This is a genomic window from Bacteroides mediterraneensis (assembly GCF_900128455.1).
GTDB lineage: Bacteria > Bacteroidota > Bacteroidia > Bacteroidales > Bacteroidaceae > Phocaeicola > Phocaeicola mediterraneensis.
In genome coordinates this window covers 1,532,782-1,545,050 of sequence record NZ_LT635783.1, presented here as the reverse complement: position 1 = coordinate 1,545,050, position 12,269 = coordinate 1,532,782, and the positions used below count along the sequence as shown (strand labels likewise).

Below are 12,269 nucleotides of genomic sequence, written 5' to 3'. Positions count from 1 at the left end.
AGAGTAGGTTATTTATTGAATAGTTCGAAGGTAAATTTACATCCCACGGAGGTAAATTTACCTTTTTCATTTCCGATAAACACACCGGCATCGAAAAGGTGGGTGGCGAAACCGTATCCAAACTCCAAATAAGGATTCAGGTGAGGCATAAACAGAATGCCCGCATAAATTCGTTCTTTCTGAATGAAAGACAACAGACGGGACACCGGATACAGGAGAATAAAGGGAGCCTCAAAGGTCATGTTTCCCCGCAAATAGTGACTGGATGCATTGTACCAACGCCCGTCCAGCATCTGGAAGGTACCTCCGATGTCGTCGTTCCAGCCCTGCGGCAGATTCAGATTGGCAAAATGCACGTAATCCACAAAGTACATATCCGACTGGTTTGTAAACATTCCACCTCCGATATGGTAAGCAATAGAACGTACATTCTTCAGACGGATAATCTGCTCCACCGAACATTCGATACGCTCATACGTGCCTGAATTCGTCAGCAACTTGAGGCCTCTTTCATAGTCCAGCATGAAGGTGGGATAATATGAACCCACATTGATTTTTCGGTTGCCATTCATATAGTAATACATCCCCGGCGTCCATTCCAGGCGGATGCGGGGAGCAAAACTGTTGTAACGGGAACGGACACGGGCCTCCACTTCCGGCGTGCTTTTGGTATACCGCCAGTGCATGGCCAATCCCGTACCCAGTTTCAAACCGTTGCACAGTTCAATGTTGTGCGACACATCGACGTACACATCCTTAAAATAGTCCAGCTCCAGCCCTTCGAACGAGAACGTACTGTCCGGCATTTCCTTCAGCTGATCGAGCACCACACTACTGTAAATACGGTTACCGTTTCCGGCATGTACTTCAATGGACCCCAACTTCCGGGGATTATAGAAATATTCCACGTCTGCCTTGGCATAGAGTTCTTTCTTGGTGAAGTTATAACCAATCTGGGGGGCGATACGCAGCAACCGTCCGTCGTGAAACAGCTTGTTGTATTTGAACACCTGACGGTACGAAATCCCGTTCCGATGACTGTAACTCACCAGCAACGGATTGATAATCGGAGAACAGTTGATACTCCCCACCCGCGACAGGTCGATGTCGTAACTGCTGATCAAGGCATCCCCTATCTGCCCGAGGAACACCATGTTCTTTTTGAACTTCGTAGGTGGAGGCTTCAAGGTATCTGCCTCCCGCTGACGCCTCCGTTCATCCGCCATCCGATAAAGCGAATCTTCATACGACGACAAAGGAATCGGACGGATACGGTTGAATGAATCCCGCTCTACTACCAGACGACTGGTGTCACAAGTCAGCGTATAAGAGTTGGAAAGATTATGGTCCTTTGTCTTTTTATCAATCCACTCCTCTCCCGGTTGCCGGAACGTCACCGAAGAATAGCGCATCCATCCGGTGTATTTCATCTCCAGGTGATTCTTCAGGAACTTGAAATTCAGGTCCAGATTCATCAGCACCGGGAGACATTTCGTGTCTTTCTCCTCTCCCATCTGCATGTGCAGATGAAAGTGAATCAAATCATAACGCCCTTTCAGATCCATCCTCCGGATGGTCCAGTCGGCCGAGGAAAGCCACAATGTCCCCTCTACCAGTTGCGTACTCCGGTAGCGTGGTATCACCCGGATGCAGTAAAGCTCCCCGTCAAACTGAGGTTCCACGCTTTCCAGCAGATAACGATAATGCACCTGTGCCTTCTTATTCAAAGGCGACAACAGCTTGTTTCCCATCAACGATGGTGAATAGATATTGAACTTCATGTAGTCTATCACATCGAATATCTGCCCGCTATAACTGGGAAAAGTAGTAGATATGGCCCTCACCTTCCGGTCAATAAGTCCAGGAGCCGTGTACTGAAGGTCGCTGATGGATTCATGCACGTAGTCTTTTATTCCCTTCTCCAAGCGGAACATAGAAGGGACGTAGCGTATGATGCGGTTCTGCTTGTGAACGGTGAGATGTCCTTTTAAATACAAATCCGCCTTGTATCCCTTCACTTCGTGCGAATAGACGGAAGCAGACTGAAACATATATTCCAGAATGGAATCGGGCACCATGGGTCGCAAGGGAAGAGCCGGCATATTGTCACGTGCCATTCCCCGCTGTGGGATACCACCTAACAGGCACAAAGCCCATAGTCCCCACAAAACCATATAAAAGGCTTTCCCTATTCGCATAACTTAGGCAAATATATAACAAAGCCCTATTCCAGAGGCATTTTTTACCCGGAAAAAGTATATTCTTTCAATTTTTCTTTCTATCTTTGTGCTTAATAACATGGTTTTGGAACACTTATGGTAAAAAAGGAATTAACAGAAGCTGAGATTGCCGAAAGTATACCAGATTTATGGCAACCATTAACCCAGCAACAACGCGAACTACTCGCACAAAATTTTACAATTCAAAAATACAAGAAAAACGAAACAATCTACTGTGAAGGGGAAACTCCGGAGAATCTGATGTGCCTGCTGAACGGCAAAGTCAAGATTTACAAAGACGGTGTGGGAGGAAGAAGCCAGATTATCCGTGTCATCAAGAACAAAGAATATTTCGCTTACCGTGCGTATTTCGCGGAAGAAAATTTTGTGACCGCAGCTGCCGCTTTTGAGCCTTGTACCATGTGTCTGATTCCAATGCCGGTCATTGTCCAACTGATTATGGAGAATGCAGAACTGGCCATGTTCTTTATCAAACAACTATCGAAAGATTTGGGTATCTCCGATGAAAGAACCGTCAACCTGACTCAGAAACATATCCGCGGACGTCTGGCTGAATCTCTGCTTTTCCTGAAAGAGACCTACGGAGTGGAAGAAGACCAGTGCACGCTGAGTATCTATCTTTCAAGAGAAGACTTGGCCAACCTTTCCAACATGACCACTTCCAATGCCATTCGTACCCTATCAAACTTTGCTGCCGAAAAACTGATTATTATCGACGGACGAAAAATCAAAATCATCGATGAAGAAAAGCTGAAAAAAATCAGCAAGATTGGTTAATCGCATCACACACAATACCTCTACAAGGTATCCTTGCAGTTATATTGCTTCCCAAGAACAATCTGATACAGAAGGAAACAATATAACTGTTTTTTTATGCCTTTCCACCATTTGAAGAAGGAACAAGTTCCGAATACAGCTCTTCTTCACAAAAACTTGCAGAATTCATTCTACAAACGTATTTTTGTATCAGTATATCATCTTACTCAATCAGACCGACATGAAAAATACCACACACGAAACGCAAAAGAAGACGGGCTTTCTCGCCCGGATGCGACAAAAACTTACAGAAAGGAAACGCCGGATTATGCGGCTCATCGAACTGAAACGCCTCCAGAGAATCCGCAAAAAGACTGTTCCCGGATACACCTATTGTAAAAACTGCGGTACCAAACTGGAAGGGATGTACTGCCACTGCTGCGGACAATATGCTCTCGACATCTACCAGCCGTTCTGGAAATATTTCAAGCAATACTTTGAAAATGTCTACCAGTTCGACAGTAAAATCTGGCAGACCTTATGGCTCATGTTCACTCGCCCGGGCTTCCTGACCAACGAGTTCAATGCCGGGAAAATCAATTCCTACGTGCATCCTTTCCGCCTTTACATGTGCATCTCCGTGGTCTTTTTCACCCTCTTTTTCATGCTGGCTTCTGATAAGGCCAACCAAGCCTTACAGGCCGTAGAGTCTCTGAGCATCAACGACGAAGTAGTCCAACAGCTCAACTCCGAAGCTGCCCTCCCCGATACCAGCGTCTATCTGTATCAGGGTCCGGAACTGGTGCAGGCTCTTCAGGAAAGAGGAGTCACCCGAACCGATGAACTGTTCCAAGTACAACGCCTGGACGACCGTTTCTCCCTTTCCTATGTACGGATGCCGAAGCTGGTAGCCGACTCTTGTCTCCGTGAAAGCACCCTCCGGGAAAAAGACCTGAAAACCATTCTGTACCTCCAGAAAGTGAAAACCTCACAACTGGACAGTCTGCTGAAAGAAAAAGAAATCGGCTCGGAATCGATGCAAGCAGCTCTTCACTTCCAAACAGACTCCGCTGGGAACGCCCTCACACCCGTATACGAATGGAATTCAGACAATCCCGATGAAGCTGAACAACTCCGCCGGGAGTCTTTCCTCAACCAACTCATAGGAGGCTTGTCCAAATGGACACCCCTCTACATGATGTTCCTTTTGCCGCTGTTCGCCTGGCTTCTACAAGGGCTGTTCCGCAAATCACGGTATCCCTACATGTGGCATTTCGTGCATGCCATCCATCTGAATACCGTATTCCTGATGCTGTTGCCTATCCCGCTGATTCCCCTGCTGACAGAGAAAAACTTTCTGGATGCCTTCAGAGGAGACATTCCCTTCTACACACTGACTGTTTTCCTCGTGGGCATGTTTATCTATACCTACATTTCGCTGCACACCGTGTACCACCGTGGTTGGGTCAGAACCTTCCTCAAAACCGTGGGCTTACTGAGCCTGTTCACGTTCCTGGCCCTCGTCATCGCCGGTATCCTGCTCATCGTGCTGCTTTCCTCACTTTCGGAGGAGTTTTAAGAAAGCCTCTCAGCGTATCTCACGCAGGGCCTTGCAAAGCTGGTCGGGGCAGGAAGTGGGCTTTCCCCCACAACGGATACCTTCCAGGCGTGCAATCACGTCATCCACTTTCATCCCCTTTACCAGTGAAGAGATACCTTGCAGGTTGCCGTTGCATCCGCCTGTAAAATGTACGTCCTTTACAATTCCGTTTTCCACTTCCACGTCAATCTGGGAACTGCAGGTCCCCATCGTTCTGTAACTGTATTTCATGCTATTGTCTTTTTTGCGTATAAAAAAGAACGGAGTACCTGATGAAGCACTCCGTCCGTAATGTATGTAATGAGAAAAATTATTCTGCGTCCTCTTCCGGTTTCATGTTCGTGTAAACCGTCTGTACATCGTCGAATTCTTCCAGACGTTCTACCATCTTGTCGATTGTCTCACGCTGTTCCGGAGTCACATCCTTCAGGTCGTTCGGGATGTAAGTGAAATCACCACCGACATCTTCGAAGCCACATTCTTCCAAGTGCTTCTGGATGGCTGCATAGCTCTTCGGGTCACCGTAGATAGTGATGGTACCTTCTTCCGGATCTTCATCGTATTCATCTTCTACGTTGTAGTCAATCAGGTCCAGAATCAATTCTTCCATATCAATACCGTCTTTCTTCTTGAAAGTGAACACACACTTGTGGTCAAACAAGAAAGCCAGTGAACCGGTAGTACCCAAGTTACCGCCAAATTTGTTGAATACGGAACGTACGTCGGCTACCGTACGAGTCGTGTTGTCTGTCAAAGTGTCTACGAATACGGCAATTCCGTGAGGACCGTATCCTTCGTAAGTCATGCTCTTGTAATCGCTCTGGTCTTTACCCATTGCATTCTTGATGGCACGTTCGATGTTGTCCTTCGGCATGTTTTCACGCTTACAAGTAGCGATTACCGAACGCAAAGCCGGGTTGTTTTCCGGTTCCGGACCACCAGCTTTTACTGCAATTGCAATTTGTTTACCCAGACGAGTGAAGGTCTTCGCCATGTGACCCCATCTTTTCAATTTTGTAGCTTTTCTATATTCAAACGCTCTTCCCATTGGATGATATTTTTAAATTTATTTTTAATGAATTCTCTTTTTATTATGCTGAATGAGCTTCCAGTATTTCCAGCACCCTATTCCGCTAATCAGTAAGCATCCCAAACCACCCACAATGGCCAATCCATTCTTCCATGGCGCATTGAGCGAAAAATCCCAAAGGACCCTTACAGCCTGAAACGCAAGCACCAAGCCCACGGAGAATGCCGTCAGACATCTCCGCTTAGCTTTCAGGTGATAATCTGGTTGAATATCGTAACGCATCATTCAGGGCTTTATCTTATCGAAGCACAGCTCCCAGCTTGTTCTGCAAGTTGCCAATCAGCTTCTGCATGAACTTGTCAATCTGCTTGTCGTTCAGTGTGGCATTTTCATCCTGAAGCATAAAGCTTACGGCATAGCTCTTCTTGCCGGCTTCCAGGTTCTTGCCTTCGTACACATCGAACAATTCAACAGACTTCAGCAGCTTCTTGTCGGTTTCGTAAGCAATCTTTTCGATTTCAGCAAACTGTACCTTCTTGTCAATCAGCAAAGCCAAGTCACGTTTTACAGCCGGGAACTTGGAGATTTCCTTATAGCTTACCACATTGTTCTTGATAGCCTTCATCAGTTCCTTCCAGTTCAAGTCGGCATAATATACTTCATGGTCAATGTCGAACGCCTTCTGAATCTTCTTGCAAACCACACCGAAGGTAGCCAGCAACTTACCGCCACGAGTGTGTACGGAAATAGCTACCGAGTAAATGTCGTCCGAAAGATTTCCGAATACCAGTCCTCCGAAGTTTACCCCCAGACGACGGAAGATATTCAGCACATAAGCCTTCAGCTCATATACAGACGCATTTTCATCGGCATGTGCCCAAGAGTTGCTTACCCGCTTTCCGGTCAGCCACAAGCCCATGTGCAATTCTTCCGAATAGGCAGCCAGTACCTTTTCCGGATTCTTCTTCTCGGCATGGAAGTGATAGCAGTTACCGAACTCGAAGAACTTCAAGTCGGCATTCTTGCGGTTGGCATTGTGCTGGATGCTTTCCAAACCGCCGAAAAGCAGTGTGGCACGCATTACGTTCAAGTCGTTGCTCAACGGATTCATCACCCGCACCAAGTTTTCCGGCTTGAACGTTTCCAGTCCGTCATAATAAGCCGCAGCGGTCAGTGAGTTGTTCAGAATCTCGTTGAAACCACAACCCACCAGCTGTTCGCCGACCAGGTTCTGCAGTTTCACCGACTTATCTACTTCTCCCTTCACGCTCAAGCTGGACTTCAGCGTAGTGGGGATTTCCACATTATTATATCCATAAATACGGAGAATATCTTCTACCACGTCGCACGGACGCTGTACATCCACCCGATAAGGAGGAACCAGCAACGAAAGACCTTCTGCCGTTTCGTTCACAACCTTCATCTCCAGACTGGTAACGATGTTCTTCACGGTTTCTACCGGAATCACCTTACCCACCAGTGAGTTGACATAGCCGTAAGAAAGCTCTACCGGGAAATCAGCAATCGGATGCGGATAGTTGTCCTTGATTTCAGAAGCGATTTCTCCTCCCGCCAGTTCCTTCACCAGCAGCGCAGCTTCCTTCAAGGCATAAATCGTAATGTTCGGGTCGATACCACGTTCAAAACGGAAAGAAGAATCCGTGCTCAAACCGTGACGACGCGCCGTCTTGCGCACCCAAGTCGGATGGAAATAAGCGCTTTCCAAGAACACGTCCGTAGTCGTTTCCGTCGTACCTGAATCCAGTCCGCCAAATACGCCGGCAATACACATCGGCTCTTCCGTGTTGCAAATCATCAGGTCCTTGTCAGACAGCTTGCGTTCCACTTCGTCCAGTGTCACGAACGGAGTTCCTTCGGCACAAGTCTTCACTACAATCTTGCCACCCTTAATCTTATCGGCATCGAAGCAGTGCATCGGCTGACCGTAGGCATGCAGAATGTAGTTGGTAATATCGACAATGTTATTAATCGGACGCACCCCAATCAGACGGAGCTTGTTCTGCAACCATTCCGGACTTTCCTTCACGGTGACACCCTTGATGGCGACTCCTGCATAACGCGGGCAAGCCTCCGTATTTTCCACCACGATATCGATGTTCATGTCGTGGTTATCCACCTTGAAAGCATCGACCGACGGACGCTTCAATGTAGCCTTGTGTCCGTTCTGGATAAGCCATGCATACAAGTCGCGCGCCACACCGTAGTGTGAGCAGGCATCGGCACGGTTCGGAGTGATGTCCACTTCGAGCACATATTCACTCTTGATGTTATAGTAATCCTTGGCAGGTGTACCCGGAACCACATCGTCCGGCAATACGATGATACCTTCGTGGCTTGTGCCCACGCCGATTTCATCTTCGGCACAAATCATACCGTTTGACTCCACACCACGGAGTTTAGACTTCTTGATGGTAAAGCACTGGTCGCCGTCGTACAGCTTCGTACCCAGTGTGGCTACGATAACCTTCTGTCCGGCAGCCACGTTAGCCGCTCCGCAGACAATCTGGATAGGCTCTCCCTGTCCCAAGTTGACGGTGGTAATATGCATGTGGTCGGAATTGGGATGCGGTTCGCAAGTCAGCACCTCGCCTACCACAAGGCCTTCCAATCCCCCCTTGATGGTTTGAACTTCTTCCACTCCCCCAGTCTCCAGACCGATGGAAGTCAATGCGGCTGCCACTTCGTCCGGGGTTAGGTCGAAGTCGACGTATTCTTTCAGCCAGTTATAAGAGATATTCATATCGTTGTTATTTATAATTTCCTAAGAATGATGCGCAAAGTTATAAAAATTAGATGGAATATTCTAATAAAATCCGCAGATTGCATGAAATTAGACTGAATGTTAGCGAATTAGAAAATCAAATAGTAGAGTTTCCGATGTCAAAATATAGAAAATTCAATCCTTATTTTCTCATAATCTCCCCCACCCCACTTTTCTTAAAGAAAAAAAATCTTATCAAACAGCGTTTTTATCGACCGAAATCACTGAAAATTGAGCAAGTTATATTATTTTTACCCCAATAAAACATTCGGGGAACGTTCCATTGAATCAAATTCTGTGATATTTTCCCTATTATGAAATGAAATCACACTCTGAAAACAATCTCATTATGAAAAAACTACCTCAAATTCTCGCGGCATGCGCACTGCTTTCCCTCCCCATAGGAATGCAGGCACAGCAAGACACGGCCTATTTCGTGAAGCACCTGCCTTTTTCTGGCAATGAAACCATGGAGCAAAAAGTATCCATGGCGGCCCGTCTGGTTCCTACGCCTCAGCAGTTGGCCTGGCAACAAATGGAGCTGACGGCCTTCCTGCACTTCGGCATCAACACGTTTACCGACAGGGAATGGGGCGACGGCTCGGAAGACCCGGCACTGTTCAACCCCACCGACCTGGATGCCGAACAATGGGTGAAGACCCTGAAAGAAGCCGGTTTCAAGATGGTATTGCTCACCGCCAAGCACCACGACGGGTTCTGCCTGTGGCCTACCAAGACCACCACTCACTCCGTAGCGTCTTCTCCTTGGAAAAACGGGAAAGGCGATGTGGTCAAGGAACTTCGCGATGCCTGTACCAAATATGACATGAAATTTGGTGTCTACCTGTCACCATGGGATCGGAACGCCAGCTGCTATGGCGATTCTCCTGCCTACAACAAATTCTTCATCGAACAGCTGACCGAACTGCTGACTAACTACGGAGAAGTACACGAAGTTTGGTTTGACGGCGCGAACGGAGAAGGCCCCAACGGGAAAAAACAAACCTACGACTGGGATGCCTTCTACAAGACCATTCAGCGCTTGCAACCCAAAGCCGTCATGGCCATCATGGGCGACGACGTACGCTGGGTCGGCAACGAAAAAGGCCTTGGACGCGAAACCGAATGGAGCGCCACGGTACTGACTCCGGGAATTTATGCCCGCTCGGAAGCAAACAATGCCCGCCTGAAAGTGTACAGCCAAGCCAAGGACCTGGGTAGCCGCGAAATGCTGAAAGATGCCACGGAACTCTTCTGGTATCCGTCGGAAGTCGATGTATCCATCCGTCCGGGATGGTTCTGGCATGAAACAGAAAATGACAAGGTAAAAAGTCTGAAGCAACTGTCGGACATCTATTTCCAGTCGGTAGGCTACAACTCTGTCCTCCTGCTGAACATTCCTCCCGACCGCCGGGGACGGATTCATGAGGCCGACGTAGCCCGTCTGAAAGAATTTGCCGCTTATCGCCAGGAAACGTTCAAAGACAACAAAGTGCTTCGGGGAGACCAGCCGTGGGAAGCCCCGCAGGGAGCTGCACGCACCTATGCCGTAAAAAGCCAAACCCCTATCAACGTGGTGATGCTGCAAGAAGACATCTCTAAAGGACAACGAGTGGAAGACTTCACCCTCGAAGCCTGGGACAACGGCAACTGGAAGCTTTTGGGAAAAGGAACCACCGTGGGCTACAAGCGCATGGTACGTTTTCCTGATACCGTGACCGATTCCTTGAAAGTCACCATCCACCAGAGCCGACTGAACGCGCACATCCAGCAAGTGGCGGCTTACTACGCCCAGCCGTTGGCTGAACAAGGAAGCGCAGCCAACTGGAACAACCTGTCCAGAGACTCTTGGAAGAAGCTGTCGGCTTCCCCGCTGACCATCGACTTAGGAAAGACCGTTACCCTCAAGGCCTTTACCTATGCCCCTCTGAACGCAGAAGCCAAACCGACCATGGCCTTCCGCTATAAGTTCTATGTGAGTCCCGATGGAAAGAAATGGAAGGAACTAATCAGCCGCGGAGAGTTCAGTAACATCATGCACAATCCGTTGCCGCAGACCGTAACCCTTCCGCAGGCAGAATCTGTCCGGTTCATCAAACTGGAAGCTACGACTCCCGATGCCACTACCGCTACGGTAGAACTGGAGGAATTCGGAGTGACCGTTGCACAGTAATTCTGAAACAACCCGTATAGAGACATCACAGGCGGCCCGCATCAAAGCGAGCCGCCTGTAGTATTTTAATTCGGCCTTAAAACGGAACATCCGGCACTGGAGCACCAAACGGATTATCGGGCATCGGAGGCAAATCAGTGGGTGGAGGCGGCACGAAATCCTGTCCCCCACCGGCGTTCATCTTCGAACGGAGTACTGGAGCTGGCTTCTCCTCACCCGGCATCGGTACAATCATATCGTCGTCCGGATTCTGGAAACGGGCATACTCGCCGCGGAAGCGCAGCAGCACATCGCCCACCGCACCGTTACGATGCTTGGCAATGATGATTTCGGCCATGCCGTGCAAATCGTTTCCCTTCTCGTCGGTATAAATCTTATAATATTCCGGACGGTGGATAAAGCACACCATATCGGCATCCTGCTCGATGGCACCCGACTCACGCAGGTCACTCAGCTGTGGACGTTTTCCGTCGATACCTTCACGATTCTCCACGCCACGGTTCAACTGGCTCAGGGCCACAATCGGAATATTCAGTTCCTTGGCCAGTCCCTTCAACGAACGCGAGATGGTGCTGACCTCTTCCTGACGGCTGCCGAACGACATTCCGCTGGCATTCATCAGCTGAAGGTAGTCGATGATGATAATCTTCACCCCGTGCTCACGCACCAGACGGCGCGCCTTGGTCCGCAATTCGAATACAGACAATGACGGCGTATCGTCCACATACAACGGAGCATCATACAATTCCTTGATTTTGTAGTCAAGCTGTCCCCACTCGTAAGGTGCCAGCTGACCGCTCTTGATTTTCTCACCCGGAATCTCACAGACGTTTACAATCAGACGGTTCACCAGCTGCACGTTGCTCATTTCAAGCGAGAACAACGCTACCGGCACCTTATTGTTCACCGCCATGTTCTTCGCCATGGAAAGCACGAACGCCGTCTTACCCATGGCCGGACGGGCCGCAATGATAATCAGGTCGGAATTCTGCCAGCCAGAAGTCATCTTGTCCAACTGATGGAAACCACTCGAAAGTCCACTCAGACCGTCGGTACGGGCCGCTGCCTTCTGCAACATCTCGTAGGCCTCCTGAATGACCGGATTAATCTGCGTGTAATCCTTCTTCATGTTCTGCTGGGAAATTTCGAAGAGCTTTCCTTCGGCCTCCTGCATCAGGTCGTCCACATCCTGCGTCTCGTCGAACGCCTTGGTCTGTATGCTGCTTGTGAAAGAAATCAGTTCACGCGCCAGAAACTTCTGGGCAATGATACGGGCATGGTATTCAATGTGGGCCGACGACGCCACCTTACCACTCAGCTGCGTGATATAAAACGGTCCGCCCACCTCTTCCAAATCGCCGCGCGAGCGCAACTGTTCGGTCACGGTCAGGATATCAATCGGTTTCTGCTGGATGGCCAGATCGGTGATGGCCGCATAAATCAGCTGGTGCCGGTGCTCGTAGAACGACTCCGGACGAAGAATCTCGCTCACCAGCGAATACGCATCCTTTTCAATCATCAGCGCACCCAGCACCGCTTCCTCCAGTTCAGGAGCCTGCGGCTGCAGATGTCCATACTCATCCATCGGCTTGGTCTTAGCCGTTTTCGCCACACGTGTATTTCTTCTCGGTTCTGCCATTTGTCTTTTATTTAAGTGGGGCAAAGATACGATTTTTTCCGTGAATCCC

Annotated in this window: 8 protein-coding genes; 3 read left to right on the top strand and 5 right to left on the bottom strand. The window is 48.8% G+C overall.

The window, feature by feature from the left end; translation table 11 throughout:
- Positions 1-8: 8 nt before the first annotated feature.
- Positions 9-2,198 carry a DUF5686 family protein gene (locus tag BQ7480_RS06110; RefSeq protein WP_072542148.1) on the bottom strand — a complete coding sequence of 730 codons (2,190 nt, stop codon included), beginning with the start codon at positions 2,196-2,198 and terminating at the stop codon, positions 9-11.
- 117 nt (positions 2,199-2,315) lie between these two features.
- Here BQ7480_RS06110 and BQ7480_RS06105 point away from each other — a divergent pair, with 117 nt between their 5' ends.
- Together BQ7480_RS06105 and BQ7480_RS06100 are read left to right on the top strand one after the other, a co-directional pair.
- A complete protein-coding gene (locus tag BQ7480_RS06105) occupies positions 2,316-3,017 on the top strand; it encodes a Crp/Fnr family transcriptional regulator (RefSeq protein WP_022353820.1) in 702 nt (233 codons plus the stop codon).
- Between the two features lie 220 nt (positions 3,018-3,237).
- On the top strand, positions 3,238-4,575 hold the full coding sequence (locus tag BQ7480_RS06100) for a DUF3667 domain-containing protein (protein ID WP_072542147.1): 1,338 nt from the start codon (positions 3,238-3,240) through the stop codon (positions 4,573-4,575).
- A 9-nt stretch (positions 4,576-4,584) separates the two neighbouring features.
- On the opposite strand, the gene BQ7480_RS06095 is transcribed toward BQ7480_RS06100, so the two are convergent.
- From BQ7480_RS06095 to pheT, 3 genes are all read right to left on the bottom strand, one after another.
- Positions 4,585-4,827: a TIGR03905 family TSCPD domain-containing protein gene (locus BQ7480_RS06095; RefSeq protein ID WP_072542146.1), complete on the bottom strand. Its 243-nt coding sequence runs from the start codon at positions 4,825-4,827 to the stop codon at positions 4,585-4,587.
- A gap of 79 nt (positions 4,828-4,906) precedes the next feature.
- Positions 4,907-5,644 carry a YebC/PmpR family DNA-binding transcriptional regulator gene (locus tag BQ7480_RS06090; RefSeq protein ID WP_022353817.1) on the bottom strand — a complete coding sequence of 246 codons (738 nt, stop codon included), beginning with the start codon at positions 5,642-5,644 and terminating at the stop codon, positions 4,907-4,909.
- Positions 5,645-5,924: 280 nt separating this feature from the next.
- Positions 5,925-8,387 carry a phenylalanine--tRNA ligase subunit beta gene (gene pheT / locus BQ7480_RS06080; protein ID WP_072542144.1) on the bottom strand — a complete coding sequence of 821 codons (2,463 nt, stop codon included), beginning with the start codon at positions 8,385-8,387 and terminating at the stop codon, positions 5,925-5,927.
- 370 nt (positions 8,388-8,757) lie between these two features.
- Between pheT and BQ7480_RS06075 the strand changes: the two genes are divergently transcribed.
- Positions 8,758-10,581, top strand: a complete 1,824-nt coding sequence (locus BQ7480_RS06075) for an alpha-L-fucosidase (RefSeq protein ID WP_083581876.1) — start codon at positions 8,758-8,760, stop codon at positions 10,579-10,581.
- A 76-nt stretch (positions 10,582-10,657) separates the two neighbouring features.
- Here the strand turns inward: BQ7480_RS06075 and dnaB are convergent, their stop codons facing one another.
- Positions 10,658-12,220, bottom strand: coding sequence for a replicative DNA helicase (dnaB, locus tag BQ7480_RS06070; RefSeq protein WP_072542142.1), 1,563 nt, complete (start codon positions 12,218-12,220; stop codon positions 10,658-10,660).
- Between the last annotated feature and the right edge of the window lie 49 nt (positions 12,221-12,269).